This window comes from Rhodococcus sp. 05-2255-1e (assembly GCF_002259025.1).
In the GTDB taxonomy this organism is placed as follows: Bacteria; Actinomycetota; Actinomycetes; order Mycobacteriales; family Mycobacteriaceae; genus Rhodococcoides; species Rhodococcoides fascians.
Genome location: NZ_NOZE01000003.1, coordinates 137,648 through 161,476 on the forward strand (window position 1 = coordinate 137,648; position 23,829 = coordinate 161,476).

The window sequence follows — 23,829 nt, forward strand, 5'->3', positions numbered from 1 at the left end:
CGGTTTCTCGACCCGACGGCAGGTAGCGTCGGAAGTATTCGAGAAGCAGGGGATCATGCATGACGAAGTTGAAGCTCCAGTTGTCCGGCGTGGTCAAGGAGTACCCCACCGGCGAACAACCGGTCCGCGCGTTGGACGGCATCGATCTCACGATCGACGGTGGTCAGTTCGTGTCGCTGGTCGCGCCGTCCGGAGCAGGTAAGTCGACACTGCTGCACATGCTCGGCGCGCTGGACACCCCGACGGCCGGGTCCATTCGATTCAACGACGTCGAGGTCACCACCCTCGACGACAACGCACAGTCCGATTTCCGACGCCATCAGGTGGGCTTCGTCTTCCAGTTCTTCAACCTGCTGCCGACCATGTCGGCGTGGGAGAACGTCGCCGTTCCGAAGCTGCTCGACGGCACCCCCATCAAGAAGGCGAAAGCCGACGCGATGCGGCTGTTGGACATGGTGGGGCTGGCGCAGCGGTCCGAACACCGCCCGGCACAACTGTCGGGCGGCCAGATTCAACGCATCGCCATCGCGCGAGCCCTGATGATGGACCCGGCGCTGCTGATCGCCGACGAACCGACGGGCAACCTCGATTCCAAGACCTCCCACAACGTCCTCGAGATTCTTGCCGACGTAGCCCACGGCAGCGAGGGGCGTCGGGCAGTGGTGATGGCAACCCATGACCTCGAGGCGGCTCGGTCGACCGATCGCGTCGTCAGCATGATCGACGGCCGCGTCGACACCGACACCGCTGGTACACCTCGGTGATCGGTACCGCGCTCAGCAGATTTCGCGTCATCAGCCTCCGAGACCTCCGAATGCACTGGGTGCGTTCGCTGGTCTCGGCGGGAGTCGTGGCCGTCGCCGCGGGTTTGCTCATCGCCGTCCTCGGCACCTACGGATCGCTGACCGGATCCGTCGAACGTCTGGCGGTCTCGATCGCAGGCAATGCGCAGTACGAAGTGGTCGGCGTGACCGATTCGGGATTCGACCAGAACGAACTCGACGTCGTACGCGGTGTTGCGGGCGTCGATGCGGCGGTACCCCTGCTCCGCAGCATCGTGCGATCCGATGTCGGCGAGCTGACGGTACTGGGTGTCGATTCATCGATCACGGCACTGCAGTCCGATCTGCAGGGTGCGGTCGGCAACGCGGCGGGTCTGCTGTCCGACCCGTCGGGCGTATTGGTCGGAGCAGCAACGGGATTGACGCAGGGTGACACGGTCACGATCGCCGACAGACCCACTGCGGTAGTGGGCGTGATCGACGGCCCTGGCACGCAGCGTATCGGTGGAGGCATGTTCGCCGTCACGTTGCTGCCCACCGCGCAGGCGTTGACCGACCGGCCGGGCCAGCTCGATTCGATCTTCGTTCTCGGTGGCGGGGATTCGCTGCGGTCCGACCTGGACGCAGCGTTGGCCGGCCGAGTCTCGGTGATGAATCCGGAATTCCGGGCCGACAGAGCCGATCAGGCCATGAGTCTGACGCGCAATGCGACGCTGATGGTCTCCCTCATTGCGTTCGTCGTCGCGGCGTTCCTGGTGTTCAACGTCATGAACATGGCCATCGCCAAGCGTCGCCCCACCATTTCCCTGCTCCGAGCAGTCGGCGGTCGGCGCGCGGACATCGTCCGCGACCTGTTGTTCGAGTCGGTGCTGGTGGGTCTCGTCGGCGGTGCCGTCGGGGTACCTCTCGGAATCATCATGGGCCGCATCGCCATCGAGAGCCTGCCGCCGTTCCTGTCGCAAGCATTCGATGCGCGAATCGAATACGTGTTGCCGAGCTTCGCCATTCCCGTCGCGATCGTGGCTTGCGTGCTGGCCTGCGTCGGCGCGTCCGCTCTGGCTGCCGTTCAGGTGTATCGCATCTCGCCGATCGAAGCATTGGCGGTCGGCGGCGGAGAAACATCCGGCGGCCCAAAGCTGTCGTTCACGTTGGCCGCCACGGTGTTCGGTCTGCTCGCCATCGCCGGATCGTTCGTGTTCGCCGTCAACGTCGACGGGCAACTGACCCTCGGTGCCGGTGCCCTGTTCATGTTCGGCGTCGTCGCACTGTGCGTCGGCGGAACCGGGCCGATCGTCTGGGCCACCGGCGCTGTGCCCCGCCGATGGGGTGGTGCCGGACGGCTCGCCACCGCGACGATCGAACGCGCCCCGCGGCGCATCTGGGCGACGGTGATGACCATCGTCATCGCCGTGGGAGTCAGTGTGGGAGTGTCCGGTTCGTTGACGAACATGACCGACTCCGCCGCCGAATCACTGTCGTCGCTCGCCGACACGGACCTGTACGTATCGATGAGCTCACCCGACGCCATACCGTCGGGCCCGATCGTTCCCACCGCCGTAGACGAGGCCGTGCGGGCGACGGCCGGCGTCTCCCGCGTCGTCGAAGGGCAGTGGGCCTACGCGACCATCGACGACGAGCTGGTCTCCATCCAAGGCGTCGCCGACGGAAGCAACGCGGTGACGCTGGCCTCGCTCCCCGCAGACGTACGCGCGGGATTGCTCGCGGGCGACGGGGTGGTGCTCTCGAAGGCGCTCGGTACGACGCTGGGCGTGACGGCGGGAGACTCCATCGATCTACCGACGCCGACCGGGGTGCAGGACGTACGCGTGCTCGATCTCGTGGACTACATCAACGCCGCAGGCGGCACGATGGCGATCTCACTGGAATCGATGCAGCGCTTCTACGACCGCCAGGGTGCGACGTACCTCGAGATCACCGTCGACGGAGACGTTGCAGCCGTGCAGAATTCGCTGCGGTCGACGCTGCCGCCCGAAGCATTCGTGTACACGGGCGCCGCGGCACTCGAGGGCACCAGCGCGGCCATCCGCCAATCCGGTGCGCTGGCCATCGCACTGCAGTGGATCGTCGCACTGGTCGCTGCCGTCGCATTGCTGAACACATTGACGCTGTCGGTACTCGAACGTCGACGTGAACTCGGAGTACTGCGCGCCATGGGCGGCGGCCGAGGAACCCTGGCACGCATGGTGTTGGCGGAGGCACTGTCCGTGGGCATCGTCGGCGGCGTGCTCGGCCTGATCATCGGTGCCGGCCTGCAATACCTGAGCACACTGATCCTCGGTGCCAGCATCGGAATTCCAGTGCAGTACAACGCCAGTTGGACGGTGCTGCTGTACGGACTCGTCGCGTTGGGCCTCTCGCTACTGGGATCGGCTCCCCCTGCGGTACACGCATCCCGCCTGAACATCGTGGATGCTATTGCCGCGGATTGAGTGGTGGGGATCGGGCTCGTTCTGCGGTGCTGGGGCCTAGGGATCCGCAAACGCGCGCGCGTTTGTCAGGTGCGAGCGAAATAGACAGCCAGCGGCTGACGACTCTGCGCGCGTCTGGCACATGCGCGCGCGTTTGTACGAGGATGACCGACGTGGCCACATTCAGCGTCGAAGTAGAGAAGTACGCGGTCGAGACCCTGCGCGACTGTGTGGGTGGTCCCGAGTGGGAGTTGCGGCCCGAGCGCGCGGCACTTCTGGTCCACGACATGCAGCCGTACTACCTGAACGTGCTGCACTCCTCGGTTCGTGCGCGGGTGGCCGAGGAAGGCTCGGCGGTGGTCGCGCGCGCCAGGTCTGCCGGAGTGCCGATTCTGGCGAGCGGCCCACGGGCGGCTGAGGCGATCGAACAGCGTGGACTGCTGGGGCCGATGTGGGGGTTGGGCCCGTCTGCCGAGGACGTGGCGGTCACCGAATCGGACTTCGTTCCGATCGCGAAGCGCAGCTACAGCGCGTTCTACGCGTCCGGTCTCGAGGTCGAACTACGCCGACGAGGCCGTGACCAGCTGGTCATCGTGGGTGTCTTCGCCTCGGCGGGAATTCTCGCGACGACGTTCGACGCTTTTGCCCGAGACATTCAGTGCTTCGTCGGCATCGAATCGGTCGCCGATTACACCGCCCACCAGCACCGCACCGCCCTGAATCTGATCGCATCACTGACCGGTGTGGTGACCAGCAGCGCGAACCTGCTTCACGATCTGCGGTGCGGACCGCTAGACTGACGACCGCGATGTGGGCCCGCTGTGCAGACGACAGCGACCCACCCGCGACCCGATTGTTCGATTGATCGAAAGACTTTGCTGGCCAGGGACTTTGGAGCACTCGTTCGATCACCAGCCTTCGTAGCTCAGGGGATAGAGCAACCCTCTCCTAAAGGGTAGGTCGCAGGTTCGAATCCTGCCGAGGGCACCAGCATCGCTTTTCGGCGCGCACTCTCAGATTTCACACCCCGCCCTGTTGCACTACCTCCCGAACCGGCGTACATTCGAACATGCATTCGAGTACTGGGGAGGAACTCGTGGTCATAGCTATACCAGAATCACCGCTCACATCCGCTGAGGTGTTGAGGTTCGTTGCACGTCTTCAGGCGTCCGACATAGTCGTCGACGCAGCAGCGGGCATCGATCTCATCTCTGCTCTAGAAACGATCAAGTGCGTCAGCGTGGCAACCCAAGCCGTGGTGACCGATGCCGTTGCAACCGTGATCAGCACCGAACGTCGTGAACGTGGCAAACCGAAAGCGCAGTGGCGCACAGGAATTGCGTCGCAGATCGGCCTGGCTCGACGAGAGTCACCCAACCGCGGCGGCACTCATCTCGGGCTTGCTCGTGCGCTCGTTCACGAAATGCCACACACCCTGGCCCGCCTGAAAGCCGGCGAACTCAACGAGTGGCGCGTCATGATTCTCGCCCGCGAAACAGCATGCCTCACCGTCGAGGATCGCCGGACCATCGATGAACGCCTGTGCGCAGACCCCGCCACCCTCGCCGGTGCAGGAGATCGCACCATCGAGGGTCGCGCCCGCGCACTCGCCAACGAACTGGACGCGGCCTCCCAGGTCAAGCGACGCGCAAAGGCATAACCCGCACGCCGAGTCAGTACGCGCCCCGCACCCGAATCGATGGGATTCTTCACCGCGCTCACCTCGATGGAGAAGACCGTCTGCATGTGGGCGACCCTGCGGCGCGACGCCGACACCGTCATCAACGCAGGTGGCGACACACGCAGCCGCGACCAGATCATGGCCGACCTGGTGTTCGAGCGAGTCACCGGCGCATCGGCCGCTCAGGGTCCACCGGTCACCGTCGACATCGTCATCTCGGATTCGACCCTGCTCGCCGGCGGCGACACGTCCGCATATCTGCACGGCTACGGCGACATCCCGTCGGACGTCGCACGCCAACTCGTGCGCGACGCACTCGACGATGCGCAGGGCAATGAGACGCGCGTCGCATTACGTCGCCTCTATGCCCACCCGAAAACCGGCGCACTGACAGCCGTCGAATCCACATCCCGCGCATTTCCCACCGCATTGGGACGCCTCATCGATCTCCGCGATCGCACGTGCCGCACCCCGTGGTGCGACGCGCCCATCCGGCACCACGACCACATCATCGCGCACACGGCGGGCGGAGCGACCAGCGCCGAAAACGGCGCAGGCCTGTGTGCCGCATGCAATTACGCGAAAGAAGGCGACGGCTGGACGGCCGAAGCACTACGAGACAAACGGAACGCGCGACATCGCTACAGGCTCATCTCACCCACCGGGCACACGTACGATTCGAGCGCGCCGCCGATGCCGGTGGTCGAGCTCTACAGCTCGCCGGCGGAGAACGTCTACATCGACGGACTGTTCGGCTCCGACGCCGCGTGACCGTCGACCGCGGGAAGAGATCGGGTCCGCACTCGGTTACACTCGGTATCGACGCGCGTAACTGCACGTCAGACGTCGTGGAATGCTCCCGAATCACCATGTGCACCCCGCACAGGCTTCTCTTACGGCGATCGAAACTGCCCACCGGCAGTCTCGCCACCTTGCATCTCGGCCCGAAGGCCCGCAGGTGCAACACCCTGCCCGAAAGGCACTTTTCATCACAATGACGACCCCACAGACTTTTGCTGCACTCGGAGTACCCCAGGCCATCGCAGACGTACTCGCGAGCCAGGGCAAGACCGAGGCCTTCCCCATCCAGGCCGACACGCTCCCCGACACACTGCAGGGACGCGACGTACTCGGACGCGGAAAGACCGGCAGCGGAAAGACACTCGCATTTTCCATCCCCATGGTCGCGCGCCTCGCCGGCCAACTCCCCGGCAACCGCAAGCCCGGCCGCCCGCGCGGACTGATCCTTGCGCCGACGCGTGAGCTCGCCACCCAGATCGCCGTCGCGATCGAACCCCTCGCCGCCGCATACTCGTTGAAGGTCACGACGATCTTCGGCGGTGTCTCGCAGGTTCGCCAGGTGTCCGCACTCAAGTCGGGTGTCGACATCGTCGTCGCCTGCCCCGGACGCCTAGAAGACCTCATGAAGCAGCGCCACCTGACCCTCGACGGCGTACAGATCACCGTGCTCGACGAGGCAGACCACATGGCCGACCTCGGCTTCTTGCCCGTCGTCACCCGGATTCTCGCTGCCACCCCCGACAAGGGTCAGCGCATGCTGTTCTCGGCGACCCTGGACAACGGTGTCGACAAACTGGTCAAGCGCTTCCTGCACAACCAGATCACGCACTCCGTCGACGAGGCCACTTCACACGTCGAGGCCATGACTCACAGCGTGTTCGAGGTCGACGGCGTCGAAGCCAAGAAGAAGCTGGTCCACCAGCTCGCCTCCGGCACCGGACGCCGCATCCTGTTCATGCGCACCAAGCACCAGGCCCGCAAGCTCGCCAAGCAGCTCACCGACGCCGGAATCCCGTCCGTCGACCTGCACGGCAACCTCTCGCAGGCCGCACGTGACCGCAACCTCGCGGCCTTCTCCTCCGGCCAGGCCCGCGTGCTCGTCGCCACCGACGTCGCAGCCCGCGGCGTCCACGTCGACGACGTTCAGCTGGTCGTCCACGTCGATCCCCCAGCCGAGCACAAGGCGTACCTGCACCGCTCCGGCCGCACCGCGCGCGCCGGCAGCGCAGGCGACGTCGTGACCGTGGTTCTGCCCGAGCAGCGCAAGGACACCGCAGTTCTGCTGCGCAAGGCCGACATCAAGGTCACCCCGATCCGCGTCACCGCCGACTCGCCCGCAGTGGCGAACCTCGTCGGCGAGCAGGCCCGCTACGTCGAGCCTGCACCGAAAGCAGAGCCGGCTCCGGCACGCACCGGAGCCCCGCGCAACAACAACGCGCGACGCGGCGGCCCGGCCCGCTCGGGTGGTCAGCCGCGCAGTGGTGGACAGCCGCGTAGCGGTGGCGGCGGCCACAGCCGTCGCGCAGCAGGCCCGGCCACGAGCCAGCGCAGCCGCTGACCCGAAGTTCGGAAACAGGAAAGCCCTCGCTACGAGGGCTTTCCTGTTCTGATGCTCACGACGGCCGCAACCGCGCACAGGCCGGCCGCACCGAACCACGCCATCGTGTATGCGCCGGTGGCGTCGCGCACGACGCCTGCGACGACGGACGCGATGCCCGCTCCGATCTGGTGTGAGGCGAAGACCCACCCGAACACCAGAGAACCCTTGTCGCCGAACACCTCTCGGCACAGTGCAATCGTGGGCGGAACCGTTGCCACCCAATCCAATCCGTAGATCACCACGAAGATGACGATCGACGGTTGGATGGTCGCCGACAGCAACCACGGCAGAAACAGCAGCGAGATTCCGCGAAAGCCGTAATAGGCCGCCAACAGATACCGCGGATTCACTCGATCGGTCAGCCAACCCGATGCGATTGTCCCGACGATGTCGAAGATTCCCACCACCGCCAGCAGACCCGCTGCGGTGGTTTCGTGCATTCCGTGGTCGTGCGCAGACGGTATGAAGTGAGTTCCGATGAGCCCGTTGGTCGTTGCGCCACAGATCGCGAATCCGAGCACCAACGCCCAGAAGGTTCGTACTCGGCTCGCGTCGCGTAGAGCCTGCACCGCTGCGCGCGCGGGGTTCACGGTCGACACCGCCGCCGGCGGGACGTAGTCGGCGGGTGCGCCGTACGGAGTCACGCCGACATCGGCCGGCATGTTGCGCAGCCACCGCAACACGAACGGCACCACGATCAGCGAGCCCCCGGCGATGAGGAACGATGCTGCGCGCCAACCGGATCGGTCGACCAGCTGAGCGATCAACGGCAGAAAGATCAACTGCCCCGTCGCGCTGCCCGCGGTCAACACGCCCGAGACGAGCCCGCGACGCTGTACGAACCATCGATTCGTCACCACCGCCGCGAACACCAGAGCCATCGACCCGGTGCCCAACCCGATCATGACGCCCCACGTCAACACCAACTGCCACGCCTGGGTCACGAACACACTCAGAGCGCTGCCCGCGGCCACGACGACCAACGCCGTCGACGTCACAGCTCGGATCCCGAAACGCTCCATCAACGCCGCGGCGAACGGTGCCGTCAGACCGAACAGCACCAGGTTGACGCCCACCGCCAGCGACAGCATCGACCGCGGCCAACCGAACTCTTCCTGCAGCGGCACCATCAACACGCTCGGTGCGGCCCGGAACCCCGCCGCACCGACGAGAGCGAGGAAGGCCACCGCGGCGACGATCCATGCCGGATGAAGTCGCCTGCGGGTCGCGATCTCGGAAGTCACGCAGACAGTGTGCCTCAGTCGAGCTGGCACACTGGAGCGGTGACCGTCAGCGCTGCCCACCGTCCCGAGTCCGGGCCCCTCGGTCCGCAAGAATTGGCGACCGCTGCGGTGATGAGCAGCTTCACCGTCGCGCTGACGGTGATCGGCGTGCTGGTGCCGATGGCAGCGATTCTGCAGGTTGTCGCCGCTATTCCCATGTCGGTGGTGGCCCTGCGCTATCGCACGCGAGCATTGGTCACCTCGGCGGTGGCGGGCATACTCGTAGGATTCGTCGCGGCCGGCACTCAGACGGCGCTCACCGTGGCCAGTGCGGCATTGCTGGGCGGTCTGGTCGGCCGGGCGAAGCGCCGGAAACAAGGCCTGTTCGGCGTGCTCGTCACGTCGGCAATCGTCGGACCGGCACTCGGAGCCCTCGCGGTGCTGTTGCTGCTGATCCTCGTCCCGCTACGGCAGCTGTTTCTCGAGACGCTCCGCAACACCATCGAAGGCATCTCCCGACTGTTCGAGCGGGTATCCGCCCCGCAGGCCATCCCCGATGTCATTCGCAGCAGCAGCACAGCGGTACTCGACAACTGGTGGTGGTGGGTCGGCGGGTCCATCGCATTCGGCATCGTCACCGGAACTCTGTTCGCGTGGCTGATCCTCACCGCCATCCTCGATCGCCTCTCGGCCATCCCCACACCGGAGCCGTTCGTCTCGGGCATCGACGACGAGATCGCGCCACTGCCCGTCACCCTGACCGCCGTGGGCTACCGATATCCCGGCAGCAGATCGGCAGCGTTGAGCGGCATCGACCTGCACATCGAACCGGGAGAATTCGTCGCGATCGTCGGCCACAACGGATCCGGCAAATCCACGCTGACGCGCATCCTCGCAGGCCGTGAACCCTCCGAGGGCTCGGTGACTCGTCCCGGCTCCACCGGACTCGGCCGGTACGGCGGCACCGCAGTGGTGTTGCAGCGACCCGAAATTCAGATCCTCGGCACCCGCGTCGCCGACGACGTCGTATGGGGACTGCCACCCGGCGACTCTCGTCCCGACGTCGACGCCTTGCTCGACGAGGTGGGGTTGAGCGGCATGGGTGCTCGCGACACGGCCTCGCTTTCCGGCGGCGAGATGCAGCGACTTGCCGTCGCCGCGGCCCTGGCTCGTCGCCCCGCTCTGCTGATCGCCGACGAGGCAACCGCCATGATCGACACCTCGGGCCGGGAACATCTGGTCTCGCTACTTGCGGCACTGCCCCGTCGGCACGGGATGTCGGTCGTACTCGTCACCCATCATGTCTCGGAAACTGTTGCCGCTGATCGCGTCGTACATCTACACGAGGGCATGCAGGTGGAGCACGACACTCTGTGGATGCAGACCAGGACCGGCAACGCTGCTGTGCTGCACGACAATTCGAGCCCGCGCCTGCTCGAACTACGCGACGTGCGGCACGTCTACAACAGGCGCACCCCGTGGGCACAATCGGCGTTGAACGGCGTCGACATCACCGTCAAGCGAGGCGAGGGAGTTCTCGTTCTCGGCGGAAACGGTTCGGGCAAGTCGACTTTGGCGTGGATCATGGCCGGTCTGACCGGGCCCACCACCGGCGTCGCGCAACTCGACGGCAAGGCGATGACGTCGCGAGTCGGCGACGTCGGGCTGGCCTTTCAGCATTCGCGCCTGCAGTTGCAGCGGCGCACCGTCTCCGAGGACATCGCCGCGGCCGCGGGGCCCGAAACCGGTTCTGCCACAGTGTCGGCCGCGATGGATGCCGTCGGCCTCGACCGGTCACTGGCCGCACGCGACGTCGACTCGCTCAGCGGCGGACAGATGCGACGCGTGGTGCTGGCCGGTCTGATCGCTCGTCGACCCCGCATCTTGGTGCTCGACGAGCCGCTGGCCGGACTCGACCCGCCCGGACGCGACGACATCATCGGCGTCCTCGCCGGCCTGCGTGAGCGCGGCGTATCGATCGTGGTCATCTCGCACGACGTGGACGGTATGGACGCCGTCTGCAGTCGAACCATCACGATGGCCGACGGCCACATCGTCTCCGATTCGATTCATGGGAGCGTGCATTCGTGACGACCGTCGTACTGCGCCAGGTTCCGCGGTTCTCACCCATTCACCGGCTGTGGGCGGGCACCAAGCTCATCGTGGTGTTGCTGCTCAGCATCACCCTCGTCGTGGCTCCGACGTGGCCTGCCCTCGGCATCGTGTTCGCGCTGCTGGTCGTCGCGGCTGTCATCGCCCACATTCCGATCACGGCTCTACCTCGGCCACCGTGGTGGATCTGGGCGCTCTTCGGTGTCGGAGCACTGATCAATCTGCCCATCGGCGGCGCAGCGGTTCTGCTGTACTTCCGTGCCACGCTGTTCGTGTTCGTTCTGCTCGGCGCATCGATGATGATCGGGTGGACGACGTCGATGAGCGACATCGCTCCGGCGGTGTCGAAACTCGGTGCACCGCTGAAGAAGCTGAAGCTGCCGGTCGACGAGTGGGCGATCGCCGTGGCGCTCAGCCTGCGGTCGCTTCCGCTGCTCATCGAGGAGATGCGCACCCTCAACGCCGCCCGACGGCTGCGACCGAAACCCGTGGTCAACAGTGCGTCGGACAATTCGCTCGTCGACATCGTGACCACGGTGATGTCGGTGGCCATCAGGCGCGCGGACGAAATGGGTGAAGCCATCACCGCACGCGGGGGCACCGGCATGATCACCGCCACCGAGGCACGTTTCAAGGGCTCGGACGCGGCGACACTGGTGGTGGTGACGCTGGCCTGCGCGTCCGCGATCACGATCAGCTTCCTGCTGCGGTGAGCTACTCCCCCGCGAGACGCTCGGTGCGCGAGTTCAACGCCTTGACGAACACGTCCGGGATATCGCGGGGATCCTCCGCGACATAGCTCGTACCACCGGTGGCCGCGGAGATCTGCTGCAGCGCAACCGGATCGGCGTCGCTGGTGACGCCGACCGTGATGATCACGATGGGACGCACCGGATCCTGCTCCTTCTGCAGGGCGGTGAGAAGCTGGTCCAGAGAAATGCTGCCGTTGTCCTCGTTCGCGCCGTCGGTGAGAATGATGACGCTGTTGACGTAATCGGGGTCGTAGCCTTCCTTGACACGTCGGAACGCCGCCAGCGTCGTGTCGTAGAGTCCGGTCCCGCCTCCGACCAGAGCCGGTAGCCCACGGACTGCATCGAGAATGGCCTGACGCTGCGGCTTACCGTCGAACGTGTTGCTCACCGGGCCGAGCGGCACCAGTTCTCGGTAATCCTGCTTTCCACCACCGAGTCCGATGGAGAAGGCCCAGAGCCCCATCTGGGTCTGGTCGCTGAACAGATCGTTGGCACCGAGCGACGCATCGACGGTCAACGCGATGCGGGTGGAGTCGCCGGACTTCGCCGCCATCGAACCCGATACGTCCTCGACGACGAGGGTCCGCAGCGGCAACGCGAGCACCGCCCAATCGCGCAGCGTCGTCTCGATCGACAGCGGATTCTTGATTTCCAACGCGGCGACCGAGCCGACGCCTCTGCCGTCGGCCAAGGGGGTTCCACTCGACGTTCGGAAGCCTGCTGCAACGAGTGTGTCCGTCGCCGACTGCGAGGCCAGCACCGACGCCAACGCGGCCCCGGCGGCCTTGACGCGGTCGTACTCCGGCCCGGCCGGAGCCGTGACGGCGAGGGGGTAGTTGAGGAAGTAGCTGCCCGTCGACGGCACCGACTCGGTGAGCGACGATCCGGGGTTCGCTGCCTCGTAGGCCAGCACGGCCTGTTCGGTGGCGACGCTGGTTCCGCCCTCGGTCGCCACCTGGGCGACGAGGTCCGGGGTGTCGTGGGGCGTGTCGGCTATCCGGCCGAAGTCCTGTGCCATGGGCACCAGAGCGGCAGACACGGCTTTGGCGTCGGAGATCGCGACCTCGGACTCGGCCAGCGCACCGAGGATCGCAGCGTTGGACGCACTACTGGTGAGCGGATCGCCGATGCGTTGGCCCGGCATCTGCAGCACGCTGAGCCAGGTGTCGGTCACCGGAGCGCTGTCGGAGGCCGACACCAGCACGGGCAGTGTGTTCGCCACCGACGTCTTGGCGAGTTCGGGCAGGGCTCCGGTCGAACGCAAAGTCTTGAGCAGCCACAACGTCGAGTCCGGGATCCAGAGGTCGGGGCGGTTCTCGTCGGTACCTGCGATCTCGGTCGCCGTGTCGGTGGGGCGCTCGGCCCGCACCTCGAAGTCGACGCAGCCGCGGTCCACCTCGCCCGCCTGGGCCAGGATCTGCTGCACCGGTTCGGCGATCGAGGTGTCCACTGCGAGCGAGACCGTGTCGAGCGATTCGCACGAGTCCGAACCCGCTGCGCGTACGGCCTGGACGCCGAACCAGCCACCGGCCGCGACCACGACTACCGCCAGAGCGGCCGCGCCCCAGGTCACGGCAGGACTGAACCTGCGACTACTGCCGCTGTGACGTCCTGACATCGCTGACTCCCCCCCGCTGCATCGATCCCCGACACAGCAGACGTGCCAGGGCCCCGAACTCACATGCAGCGACGCGATCCGCTGCATGTGAGACGAACCATAGTACGTGCCGGGTACGAGAGCGCTACGGGTCCGCGATCTCAGACCTCGGAGCTCGTGCGACCCACCTCGCCATGTCTCGGGCTCAGTTCCGCGGCTTCGCTGGTGGACAGTTCGCTGGCCGCGAAAGCCGGATCGTCGGCGAAGGACTTGATTCGTGCGATGCGGTAGATGATGAGGCCGTACAGAGCCTTCGCGAGAATATCGGCAATCGAATACCCGATCTGCTTGCCGGTCCAGGCAGCGGCACCGTCGATTCCCAACTGCGGCAACAGATATGCGATGGGATACACACCCCACGTGATCAGCAGCAGAAGCCGGAGCTGACCGATCGACTTGCGCACCTGCTCCGGTTGATTGTCGAGCGATTTGGTGACCTCGACGAAGAGTACGTACAGGATGTAGACGAAGGGAATGGACGACAACGTTCCGAAAAGATTTCGAATTCCGTTGTCCCCACTCAGTTCTCCGGGATATCCGAGCGCGATCATCAGCGCCGCCGCGGGGATGAGCCGCAGCAGCAGACTGGTCTGGAGCTTGCGGGCCAACGCCAGTACAGCGACCAACTCGAGCAGCAGCAACGGGACGGTGAGCAGCCAGTCGACGTACCGGTACCCCTCGTTGAATCCCTCGCCGACGACCTGACTGTAGGTCCCGCGTCCGCCGACAGCGTCGGTCTGGAACGAGTTGTTGAACGAGTTGAAGATTCGGAAGTAGTGGTACGCGGCGATGCCGCACACGATTGCCGCAACGCACATGGCCTGCCTGTACCGGGGCAGAATCCTCGGTAGACAGGCGATCATGAACAACGCGGCGAACAGTTGTGAAGCGATGACCAACGAGAAGATGTTGTAGATGGTGTCGTATTGGGCAGTGGTGAGAGTATCGGGTATCACGGGTGTCCTCCGGTCAGAAAGAAGCGAAGTTCGCTGGTAGGGAGAGGACGACCGGGAGTGTCAATAACCTGTCGTGGTCTGAGGACCGCTGCGAACTACCTCGAACGCTAGACCCAGCGCCGGCAAATATCTGCCCGAAGTCGACAAATGGATTGTTTTTGTTCGAGAACCCGTCCGAAACCCTGCGCGCAGGGAATTTCGTTGTCCTCGCGAATCTTTCGAACCACCGAGATCGTCAGCGACCGGTTCGATTTCTCAGCGCATTGACGAACACGTTCGGGATCTCGGCCGGATTCCGAGCGACGAAGCTGGTGCCACCGGTGGCAGCCGAAATCTGCTGAAGAACTCCGGCATCGGCGTCGTCGGTGATACCGATGGTGACGATGACGACCGGACGAGACGGGTCCTGTTCGGTACGCAGTGTGGCCAGCAGCTCGTCGAGCGAGATGCTGTTCGGGTCCTCGTTGGCACCGTCGGTGAGGATGATGACGCTGTTCACCGCGTCGGGGTCGTAGCCCTGCTGCACGGTGCGGAACGCGGCCAACGTGGTGTCGTACAGTCCGGTTCCACCACCGACCAGGGACGGAAGGGTGCGAGTCTGCTGCAGCAGCACTTCCCGCTGGGTCGTGTTGCCGACCTTCTCGTCCATCCGCCGGATCGGAGCCAGCTCACGGTAATCCTGATCGCCGCCGCCGAGTCCGATGGAGAAGGCCCACAATCCCATCGACGCGTTGTCGGGAAACAGTCGATTCCCGGTCTCGCTGGCCTGCACCGTCATCGCGATCCGGGTGTTCGCCCCGGCGCTGTAGTTCATCGAGCCGGACACGTCTTCCATCACGAGCGTTCGCGACGGGAGCGCCAGCACCTGATATTGACGCAGCACCGATTCGGCAGCCTGCTGGTCGCCGATCGCCAGACTCTCGACGGCACCGATACCACGATCCGAATCGAGGGGCGCGTTGTCTTCCGACCGAAAACCGGCCTTGGACAACATCTCCCGACCTCGATCGGATTCGATGACCGCGGCCAGCGCGCTGCCGACCGACTTCGCGCTGTCGTGCCGCTCGCCTGCAGGCTCGGTGACGGCCAGCGGGAAGTTCAGAAAGATGCTGCCCGTCGGCGGCACCGTCGCACCGAGTTCGGCACCGGTGTCGTTTCGGTACTGCAACATGGTCTGCTCGGACACCACGGCCACGCCGCCGTCCGCCACCAGATCGTCCAACCGGGTGGTGGGATCGGCCTCACCGCGGGTGGCGGCCTGAGCCTGAGCGATCGGCACGAGCGCCGTCGACACCGCATCGAGGGCCTTCTCGTCCTCACCCGCCTCGGCCACCGCCCCGAGGATCGCCGCGTCGGAGATGGTGTTGGCCAACGGATTACCGATGCGCAAACCTTCGAGCTTCAGTGCGGTGAGCCACGTGTCGAAGAACGGAACCTCGTCCTTGCGGGTTGCGAGGACGGCCGGGGTGCTCGCCACCGACTGGCTCGCCAGGTCGATCAGCGAAGCGGTCGATCGCACGGTCTTGCCGACCCACAGCGACGAATCGGGAATCCAGAGCGAGGGAACGTCGTCGCCTTTGGCCACTGCGGCCGACACCTGACCCGACTCCATCGCCGTCACCGTCACCTCGGCACAACCGAGATCCTCGGGCGCGGAGTCGTCGACGATCTTCTGCAGTACCGGTGCGATGGCGGGGTCGGCAGCCAACGTGTAGTTCGACGTGTCACCGCAGTCGCTGCCGAAGACCTTCTGCGCCACGAACACTCCGCCTGCGACGATCAGAAGCAGGACGACGGCAACGACGACGTACTTGGCGAACCCTCTGCTGCCCGTCGCGGACGACGGCGCACTGTGCCTACCGGGCATGCATCTCCACTCCTACACCGTCAGGCGTAGATCTTGACGAACGTCTTCAGCGAGTTCTCGATGTCGCCCTTGAGTGCGCGAGCGACACCGGACCCGATGGGTCCGAACAACGGGGCACCGCCCAGATTGACGTCGATCGTGATCTCGGACCCGTCGCCCTTGGACTTCACCGACAGGTCCAGACCGATCTTCACTCCGCCCTTGCCGTTGCCCTTGAGCTCGAGCTTCCGGGGCGGGTCGTAGGACTCGATCTTCCACGAGACGCGGTTGCGCATGCCCTTCACGCTGGCGATGGAGTCCAGGGTGGTGCCGACGGCCAGCTGCTCGGGCAGCTCACCGCGCCACGCTTCGTGGATGGAGAGCCACTGCTCGTAGCCGGACAGATCGGACGCATGCGCCCACGTCTGCTCGGGGGTCAGCGGGACGTCGAGGGAAACCTTCAGCTTGGCCACAGCAGGGATGGTAACCGCTGGACGAAAAATGCCCGTGTGAGGCCTTGCTCACACGGGCACTTCGCGAACAGTTCTACAGGTGGATCAGTGGGCGCTGGCCTTCTCCGCACCGATGCCGGTGAGAGAGCGAACCTCCATCTCGGCCTGCTTGTCGGTGTTCTCGGTGTCCTTCGAGATCAGCGTTCCGACGATACCGAGAATGAATGCCAACGGGATCGACACGATGCCGGGGTTGGACAGCGGGAACCACGCGAAGTCCGAGCCGGGGATCATCGACGTCGCCGACCCGGAAACGGCCGGGGAGAAGATGATCAGCACGATCGTCGAGATCAGACCGCCGTACATGCTGAACAGCGCGCCCGTGGTGGTGAAGCGACGCCAGAACAGCGAGTACAGGATGGTCGGCAGGTTCGCTGCTGCCGCGACGGCGAACGCCAGCGCCACGAGGAAGGCGATGTTCTGCCCGTTCGCGAGGATGCCGAGGCCGATGGCCAGAATGCCGATGACGACGGCAGTGATCCGCGAGACCTTGACCTGCTTCTTGTCGTCGACCTTGCCCTTCTTGATGACGCTCGCATAGATGTCGTGAGCGAACGACGCCGACGCGGTGATCGTCAATCCGGCGACGACGGCGAGGATGGTCGCGAAGGCGACCGCGGAGATGACGCCGAGCAGAATGACGCCGCCGAGCTCGAAGGCCAACAGCGGAGCTGCGGAGTTCTGACCACCGGCCGAGGCCAGGATGCGGTCGGGTCCGACGATCGCTGCGGCACCGTAGCCGAGCACGAGGGTGAAGAGGTAGAACGCACCGATGAGCGCGATGGCCCACACGACGCTGCGACGAGCTTCCTTGGCGGTGGGCACCGTGTAGAAGCGCATCAGTACGTGCGGCAGACCTGCCGTACCGAGGACGAGTGCGATACCGAGCGAGAGGAAGTTGATCTTCGAGGTGGCGCTGCCGCCGTACTGGGCACCGGGCTCGATGACGTCACGTGCGGCCACGGCATCGGTCGCCGAGCTGGACACCATTGCCTGCGCGCTGCCGAGGAGCTCGGAGAAGTTCAGGCCGAACTTGGCGAGCACGAGCACGGTCATGAATGCGGCACCGGCGATGAGCAGAACGGCCTTGATGATCTGCACCCAGGTGGTGCCCTTCATACCGCCGATGAGCACGTACGCGATCATCAACACACCGACGATGGCAATGACGATGGACTGCCCGGTGCGGTCGGAGATGTCGAGCAGCAGTGCGACGAGTCCGCCGGCACCTGCCATCTGAGCCAACAGGTAGAACAGCGACACCGTCAGCGTCGACAGTGCGGCCGCGGTACGAACCGGGCCTTGCTTGAGCCGGAAGCTCAGCACGTCCGCCATCGTGAACTTGCCGGTGTTCCTGAGCAATTCGGCGACGAGCAGGAGCGCGACGAGCCAGGCGACGAGGAACCCGATGGAGTACAGGAAGCCGTCGTAGCCGTAGACGGCGATGGCACCGGCGATACCGAGAAAGCTTGCGGCCGAGAGGTAGTCACCGGCAATGGCGACGCCGTTCTGCGGTCCGGAGAATCCGCCGCCCGCGGTGAAGAACTCAGCAGACGTCGCGTTCTTCTTGGAGGCGCGAATGACGACGGCCATCGTGATGAGGACGAACGCGCCGAAGATCGCGATGTTGACGAGCGGTTCACCGACCGTGGTGTCGGCGGCCTGGGCTAGTACATTCACGACTTCGCTCCCTGGGAGGCTTCCATCTCGGCGCGCAGGGCTGCGGCGCGAGGATCGAGTTCACGGTTGGCGAACCGCACGTAGATGCCGGTGATGGCGAACGTCGTGATGAACTGGCCGAGGCCGAGCAGCAGACCGACGTTGATGTTGCCCCACACCTTGGTCGACATGAAGTCGACGGCGTAGGTGCTGAGCAGCACGTAGATGACGTACCAGACCAGGAAGAACCCGGCCATCGGGAACACGAAGCTACGCAGGCGGTGCCGGAGTTCCTGGAACTCGGGACTGGCCTGCATGTCGACGAACGCTTGCGCGTCCGGTGGCGAATTGGTTTCCGGTGCGGTCACCTTGGACTCCTGAAGTTGATGTGAGCTGTAGCTGACTCGGAACAGTAGTGAGAGTCAGGTCACAACATCAGGGGGTGGCGTCGATCACACGACGGGCTGCGGGAGTGTGCGACGAGCGGTAGCGCAGACCCGACGAACGGCCTTCTCTCGTTACAGCTCGCGCTCTCGGTCTTTGCCCATGTCGAGGCCTTCGGGCAGGTGCAGTCGGGCGAAGATTCGGGAGATGTCCGACGGCACCGTTCGCCGGGTAGCGAGGCTGACGACGACCATCGCGGCGAAGGCCACGGGAACGCTGACCGCGGCCGGGTAGCCGAGTATCGCTGCCGCCCAGCCCCCGAGGACGCCGTCGGAGATGGGGGTGACGACGGAGATCGACGCGGCGACGAGGGAGAGTCCGCCGCCGAGGAACAGCCCGGCCGCGGCTCCTGCTGCGGTGAGTCCGCGCCACCAGATGCCGAGCACGAGCAGCGGACACAGCGTGGACGCGGCGACGGCGAACACGAGCCCGACGGTACGCGAGAGATCCAGTGAGACAACGCCGATCGACAGTGCAAGTGGCACTGCGCCGGCAAGGACGGCCGCGACACGGAAGTCTCGGACCTTGCCCGAGAGCACGTCGGTGCTCAGGACGCCCGCGATGCTGACCAGCAGGCCGGACGACGTGGACAGGAAGGCGGCGATGGCACCGGCGGCCACGAGCGCCGCGAGCAGCTGCCCCGGCACCCCGGACAGCACGGAGCCGGGCAGCAGCAACACCGCGGCGTCGGAGGCACCGGTGATCAGCAGCTGCGGCACGTAGAGCCGGGCGAACACACCGAGGACCGTCGGGAACAGATAGAACGTGCCGAGCAGCGCCAGCACGGTCAGCGAGGTCAATCGCGCGGCTCGGCCGTCGGGGTTGGTGTAGAACCGGACCAGCACGTGCGGCAGCCCGAGGGTGCCGAGGAACGTGGCCAGGATCAGTGAATACACCTGGTAGAGCGGGTGCTGACCGCCCAGTCCCCCGCCGGGCATCGCCCAGGCGCGGTCGGTGGTCGGTGCGCCGGCGACCACCGGAACCGGCGAGCCTGCGTCGAGGGTGAGCAGTGTCCCGGACCCGAGCCGGTGTTCGCCTGCATCGAGAGTCACCCGTCCATCGACGCTCTGCTCGTCCAGGGTTCCTGTCACGGACACCACGATCGGCGAGTCGACCTGCACGAGCACGTCGGTAGTGATGTCGACCCGGGTCTGCTCGGCGACGGTCGGCGGGGCCGCGGTACCGACGCTGCGGTCGTCGGCGACGAAGTGGACGGTCAGCACCAGTGCGGGGATGGCGATCGCGGTGAGCTTGAGCCAGTACTGGAACGCCTGCACGAAGGTGATCGAGCGCATTCCGCCGCCGACGACGTTCGCAATGACGATCAGACCGACCGCGAGTGCTCCCACCCAGCCCGGCACTCCGAGAAGGATGTTCAGCGTCAGGCCCGCGCCCTGGAACTGCGGCACCAGATACAGCGCGCAGATCACCACCACCACGAGCATGGCCACGGTACGCAACCACGGTGCGCCGAGCCGGAATTCGACGAAGTCGGGCACCGTGTACGCACCGCTCCTGCGCAGTGGGGCGGCGACGAAGAGCAGTAGACCGAGATAGCCTGCCGTGAAGCCGACGGGATACCAGAGCGCATCGGCACCGTACTTGGCGATGAGACCGGCGACACCGAGAAACGATGCGGCAGAAAGGTATTCACCCGAGATGGCCGCGGCGTTCCACCGCGGTCCGACGGTCCGCGAGGCCACCAGGAAGTCGGAGGTGGTGCGCGCCAACCGAACTCCGTAGACACCGATGCCGACGGTGGCCAGCGCGGCCACGATCAACGCAATCAATGTCGCGACGGGTATCGATCCGTTCACCGGCGCCTAGTCCTCGACCAGGCCGACGAACTCGGCCTCGTTACGCTCGGCGCGGCGCACGTACGCGCGGCCGACGCCGAACAGCAACGGATAGATGGCCACCCCCAGCAGCAACCACGGCAACCCGATACCGAACGGCGCGACATCGGTGAAACGGGTGAGCAGCATGCCCAGCAGGGGAATCGCGAACAGGATCGACAACGTCATCACTGCCAGGCGCAGCGACAGCAACAGTTGCGCACGCACCAGGCTTCGCACCAGCGCGTCACCCACCTCGGTTTGCTCCTGCACCTCGACGCGGGTGCGCACCAGGCGCGCGCCGCGGCGCTGCGAGAGCACCACCCGCTCCCGGTGCGGCTGACTCACCGCGCACCTCTCGTCACCGCGACGACCACGACTGCAGCGGACCGCGCACGAGCCGGTCCTTGAGTTCTCTGGTGTGCCGCCGGCTCACCGGTAGCTCGCAGGCCGGCAGCGCGCCGGTGGCGCGCAGACACACCACCAAGCCCGAACCGACGCTTCTGATTCCGGTGACCAACGGAAGCGACACCAGATACGAACGATGCACTCGCAGGAAACCGGCATCGGCCCAACGACTTTCGAGAGCCGAGATGGGAATGCGCACCAGGTGCGAACCGGTGGCGGTGTGCAGCCGCGCGTAGTCACCGTCGGCCTCCACCCACGCCACCGACGACCGATGTACCAGCGTGGTGGTTCCACCGAGCTCGACCGGGATGACCTCGTCGGCAGCCGATTCGGCCGACTCGGCGGGCCGACGACGGGCGAGCAGAACCCGTCGGACGGCCTCGGCCAAGCGGTCGTCGCGCAACGGCTTGAGGAGGTAGTCCACCGCGCCCAGATCGAATGCAGCCAATGCTCGATCGTCGTGAGCGGTGACGAACACGACCGCAGGTGGCCGAGCGAACGCCGACAGGATTCCGGCGAGCTCGAGGCCGTCGAGGCCGGGCATGTTGATGTCGAGGAACACTGCATCCACCACGGATTGACCGGAGGTCTGCTTGAGTTGGCGCAGGGCTGTGGTCGCGTCCTGCGCGGTGTACACCTCGGCCACGGCCTCCTGCTCGCGCAGCAGGAAAGCCAGCTCGTCCAGGGCAGGCCGCTCGTCGTCGACCGCCAGCACGACCAGCCCGCGCGCCGAACTGGAGTTCGCTGGATGCGTCATGCCCGCACCCCCGGCCTGAACTTGGGCACCCGCATGCTCACTTTCGTGCCTGCTCCCGGTGCGGTGTCCACGACGAGACCGTAGTCGTTTCCGAAGGCCGCCCGCAGCCGATCGTCCACGTTCGCCAGTCCGACGTGGGCCGCATCCTCGGTGTGCAGGCTGCCCGATCGCAGTACCTCGGGGTCCATTCCCACTCCGTCGTCCTCGATGCTGATCACGGCGTCGGTGCCCTCGTCGGCGGCAATGATCGTGACGCGACCGCCGTCGGCCTTGCCCGACAACCCGTGCCGGACGGCATTCTCCACCAGTGGCTGCAGCGCCAGAAACGGCAGCGCCACCCCGAGCACCTCGGGAGCCACCTGCAGGGTGACCTGCAGCGAATCGCCGAACCGGGCCCGTTCGAGCGTCAGGTACCGATCGATGTTGCGTAGTTCGTCGGCGAGCACGGTGAATTCTCCGGCGTTGCGGAAGGAGTACCGGGTGAAGTCGGCGAATTCGAGCACCAGTTCCCGTGCCCGATCCGGGTCGGTACGGACGAACGACGCGATGGTGCCCAGCGCGTTGTAGATGAAATGCGGGCTGATCTGGGCCCGGAGTGCACGCACCTCGGCTCGGTCCAACCGCGCCCGCGATGCGTCCAGTTCGGCGAGTTCGATCTGACCGAACGCGTAGCGCGCGACCTCCGCGATGGCCCCGAGCATGCCCGGCCCTGGTTCGGCCACCACCGCGGCACCGAGCACCCCCACCACCGGCGAATCCTCGTCGATCAACGGCTGCACCACCAGCGCTTTGACCTCGTGAATCGAGCCGAGCGGAAGCCGCACCAGCACGCGCCGCTGCCCATCGACCGCGCGTCTGGCCGCCTCCACGAACGCCGGCGTCAACTCCGGCCACGGCCCGTCCCAGGCCAGCAGCGACGCACTCGGATCGCAGATACCCAATGCATCCGCCCCGGTCAGGACTCTGAGATGGGGAGCAGCGGCGGCAGCCGAGCGGGCATCGAGACCGTTCCGCAGCGGCTTCGCCGCCAACGACGCGGTATGCAGGGTGGCGTGAACCGCACGCTCCTCTGGAGTGGTCAGATCGCGTCGGCCACGCAGGCTGATCAGCGCGATGGCGGTGACGATCGCCGCCACGATCACCGCCATCCACGCCAGTGCCGCGGTCATCGTGCGCAGGTCCCGGTGGTCGGAACGTTCAAGAAGCGCTCGACGAGCCAGTCGACGCCGATGGCGTTGGCGGCCAGATCCGCGTGCCCCTGCTCGGGTTCCGCACGCAGTTCCACGTCGTCGCCGAGTCCGCAGGCTTTCGCTACGGCGTCGCGAGTCCACTGCGGATCGATCAGGTCGTCGCGCTCGCCGACCAGAACGAACAGCGGAACATCGGTGCGGGACGTCGGCAGCGCCACCGATCTGAGCCAGTCCGTCATACGATTCGCGGCCCGGTCATCGGCCGGGACGGCATCGGCCGGATCGATGACGGCACCCGCGTCGGCCTTGGAGAAACCGAGCAGATCGCTGCACGCCGTCAGCGCGGTCACGTTGTCGGCAAAGGTGCCGCGGATGTAATCCGAGCGCTCGACGCTCGGATCCGTGACGTGCAGACCCTCGTAGAGAAACGGCACCAGCAACTGACGGGACAGGGTCTGTTCGGTGTCGGCTGCGAAGTACCGCGTCAGATCGGCTGCAGGCGACAGCGCGGCGACTCCGACCAGTTCCAAACCCTCGCCGTACTCCGCATTACGGTCGGCAGCGGCCCAGACTGCTTGTCCCCCTTGAGAAGTGCCGATGGCGCCCCATCGGGTTCCGACGTCGGGCACCACGGTACGCGCGGCGCGCACGGCATCGATGACGTCGTAGGCCGCAGCATCGATGTTCAGATACGCCGGATCTCCCGGAGTCCCCAGACCCTGGTAATCCGTCACCACCACGACGGTGCCGCGCTCGAGGAAGGGCGTCACCAGGCCGATGGTGCCCAACAGGTTCGGATACAGCGAGGGCGCACACTCGTCGGTGACACCGGTGGTACCGTGCCCGACCGAGACGATCGGCCAGCCACCGGCAGGCGCAGAACCCTTGGGCACGAACACCGTTGCCGATGTCTCGGTTCCGCCTCCGGTGACGCCGTCGGTGGTGCGGTAGACGATCTTCGTGGCGGATCCACCCAGGAAGGCGACACCGATATCGACCTGACCGAGCGGCATCGACGACACGATCGACCCGCGGTCGGAGCCCTCGGGTGCCGGATTCGACGTGGGTGCGGGAGCCACGGGAGGCACGGCAGGCGAACTGCACGCGGCGAGGGCGAACACGAGTGCCGCGGCGGCCACCAGTCCGGTCGACCTCACTGTCTCAGCGCTCCCACTGTGTTCGTCG

At 65.9% G+C, this 23,829-nt stretch carries 18 protein-coding genes, 1 tRNA gene and 1 pseudogene; 8 read left to right on the forward strand and 12 right to left on the reverse strand.

Going from position 1 to position 23,829, the window contains the following annotated elements; translation table 11 throughout:
- Window positions 1-59 precede the first annotated feature (59 nt).
- The 6 genes and pseudogenes from CH262_RS00725 to CH262_RS00750 all read left to right on the forward strand — a co-directional run bounded on the left by CH262_RS00725 (window position 60) and on the right by CH262_RS00750 (window position 7,251).
- Window positions 60-764, forward strand: coding sequence for an ABC transporter ATP-binding protein (locus CH262_RS00725; protein WP_176456678.1), 705 nt, complete (start codon window positions 60-62; stop codon window positions 762-764).
- Entirely contained in the window at window positions 761-3,232 is a 2,472-nt protein-coding gene (locus tag CH262_RS00730) for an ABC transporter permease (protein WP_094716671.1), read from the forward strand. Before CH262_RS00725 ends, CH262_RS00730 begins: the two co-directional genes overlap by 4 nt.
- A gap of 152 nt (window positions 3,233-3,384) precedes the next feature.
- Window positions 3,385-4,011 carry an isochorismatase family protein gene (locus tag CH262_RS00735; protein WP_179274880.1) on the forward strand — a complete coding sequence of 209 codons (627 nt, stop codon included), beginning with the start codon at window positions 3,385-3,387 and terminating at the stop codon, window positions 4,009-4,011.
- 114 nt (window positions 4,012-4,125) lie between these two features.
- Window positions 4,126-4,201: transfer RNA gene (locus CH262_RS00740), tRNA-Arg, on the forward strand.
- A gap of 79 nt (window positions 4,202-4,280) precedes the next feature.
- Window positions 4,281-5,663: pseudogene (locus CH262_RS00745) on the forward strand (HNH endonuclease).
- Window positions 5,664-5,886: 223 nt separating this feature from the next.
- Window positions 5,887-7,251, forward strand: a complete 1,365-nt coding sequence (locus CH262_RS00750; RefSeq protein ID WP_052068934.1) for a DEAD/DEAH box helicase — start codon at window positions 5,887-5,889, stop codon at window positions 7,249-7,251.
- Window positions 7,252-7,280: 29 nt separating this feature from the next.
- On the opposite strand, the gene CH262_RS00755 is transcribed toward CH262_RS00750, so the two are convergent.
- Entirely contained in the window at window positions 7,281-8,537 is a 1,257-nt protein-coding gene (locus CH262_RS00755) for an MFS transporter (protein WP_032399854.1), read from the reverse strand.
- A gap of 39 nt (window positions 8,538-8,576) precedes the next feature.
- Between CH262_RS00755 and CH262_RS00760 the strand changes: the two genes are divergently transcribed.
- Entirely contained in the window at window positions 8,577-10,607 is a 2,031-nt protein-coding gene (locus tag CH262_RS00760) for an ABC transporter ATP-binding protein (protein WP_256988602.1), read from the forward strand.
- A complete protein-coding gene (locus CH262_RS00765) occupies window positions 10,604-11,341 on the forward strand; it encodes an energy-coupling factor transporter transmembrane component T family protein (RefSeq protein ID WP_094716673.1) in 738 nt (245 codons plus the stop codon). Before CH262_RS00760 ends, CH262_RS00765 begins: the two co-directional genes overlap by 4 nt.
- 1 nt (window position 11,342) lies before the next feature.
- On the opposite strand, the gene CH262_RS00770 is transcribed toward CH262_RS00765, so the two are convergent.
- The 11 genes from CH262_RS00770 to CH262_RS00820 form a co-directional block, all read right to left on the reverse strand.
- Window positions 11,343-12,953, reverse strand: coding sequence for a substrate-binding and VWA domain-containing protein (locus tag CH262_RS00770; RefSeq protein WP_256988603.1), 1,611 nt, complete (start codon window positions 12,951-12,953; stop codon window positions 11,343-11,345).
- 185 nt (window positions 12,954-13,138) lie between these two features.
- Entirely contained in the window at window positions 13,139-13,993 is an 855-nt protein-coding gene (locus CH262_RS00775; RefSeq protein WP_094716675.1) for a bacteriorhodopsin-like, read from the reverse strand.
- Window positions 13,994-14,228: 235 nt separating this feature from the next.
- Window positions 14,229-15,860 (reverse strand): substrate-binding domain-containing protein, encoded by a 1,632-nt coding sequence (locus CH262_RS00780; protein ID WP_094716676.1) that lies wholly within the window; start codon window positions 15,858-15,860, stop codon window positions 14,229-14,231.
- Between the two features lie 20 nt (window positions 15,861-15,880).
- Entirely contained in the window at window positions 15,881-16,312 is a 432-nt protein-coding gene (locus CH262_RS00785; RefSeq protein ID WP_027495972.1) for a type II toxin-antitoxin system Rv0910 family toxin, read from the reverse strand.
- Between the two features lie 84 nt (window positions 16,313-16,396).
- Window positions 16,397-18,031 (reverse strand): solute symporter family protein, encoded by a 1,635-nt coding sequence (locus CH262_RS00790; protein ID WP_094716677.1) that lies wholly within the window; start codon window positions 18,029-18,031, stop codon window positions 16,397-16,399.
- Window positions 18,028-18,327, reverse strand: coding sequence for a DUF485 domain-containing protein (locus CH262_RS00795; RefSeq protein WP_081701694.1), 300 nt, complete (start codon window positions 18,325-18,327; stop codon window positions 18,028-18,030). Before CH262_RS00795 ends, CH262_RS00790 begins: the two co-directional genes overlap by 4 nt.
- 201 nt (window positions 18,328-18,528) lie before the next feature.
- A complete protein-coding gene (locus CH262_RS00800) occupies window positions 18,529-20,271 on the reverse strand; it encodes a sodium/solute symporter (RefSeq protein WP_094716678.1) in 1,743 nt (580 codons plus the stop codon).
- Between the two features lie 6 nt (window positions 20,272-20,277).
- Window positions 20,278-20,637 (reverse strand): hypothetical protein, encoded by a 360-nt coding sequence (locus tag CH262_RS00805; protein WP_027495968.1) that lies wholly within the window; start codon window positions 20,635-20,637, stop codon window positions 20,278-20,280.
- Window positions 20,638-20,650: 13 nt separating this feature from the next.
- On the reverse strand, window positions 20,651-21,454 hold the full coding sequence (locus tag CH262_RS00810; protein WP_032407614.1) for a LytR/AlgR family response regulator transcription factor: 804 nt from the start codon (window positions 21,452-21,454) through the stop codon (window positions 20,651-20,653).
- Complete coding sequence (locus CH262_RS00815; protein WP_032365963.1) at window positions 21,451-22,623, reverse strand: sensor histidine kinase; 1,173 nt, start codon at window positions 22,621-22,623, stop codon at window positions 21,451-21,453. The genes CH262_RS00810 and CH262_RS00815 overlap by 4 nt, the downstream gene beginning before the upstream one ends.
- Window positions 22,620-23,801 carry an alpha/beta hydrolase family protein gene (locus CH262_RS00820; protein WP_179274881.1) on the reverse strand — a complete coding sequence of 394 codons (1,182 nt, stop codon included), beginning with the start codon at window positions 23,799-23,801 and terminating at the stop codon, window positions 22,620-22,622. The genes CH262_RS00815 and CH262_RS00820 overlap by 4 nt, the downstream gene beginning before the upstream one ends.
- Window positions 23,802-23,829: the final 28 nt, after the last annotated feature.

Bases quoted from the DNA above. Each gene is read 5' to 3' on its own strand.
- CH262_RS00815 (WP_032365963.1), bottom strand. From the start codon at position 22,623: ATGACCGCGGCACTGGCGTGGATGGCGGTGATCGTGGCGGCGATCGTC.
- CH262_RS00750 (WP_052068934.1), top strand. From the start codon at position 5,887: ATGACGACCCCACAGACTTTTGCTGCACTCGGAGTACCCCAGGCCATC.
- CH262_RS00810 (WP_032407614.1), bottom strand. From the start codon at position 21,454: ATGACGCATCCAGCGAACTCCAGTTCGGCGCGCGGGCTGGTCGTGCTG.
- CH262_RS00725 (WP_176456678.1), top strand. From the start codon at position 60: ATGACGAAGTTGAAGCTCCAGTTGTCCGGCGTGGTCAAGGAGTACCCC.
- CH262_RS00795 (WP_081701694.1), bottom strand. From the start codon at position 18,327: ATGCAGGCCAGTCCCGAGTTCCAGGAACTCCGGCACCGCCTGCGTAGC.
- CH262_RS00780 (WP_094716676.1), bottom strand. From the start codon at position 15,860: ATGCCCGGTAGGCACAGTGCGCCGTCGTCCGCGACGGGCAGCAGAGGG.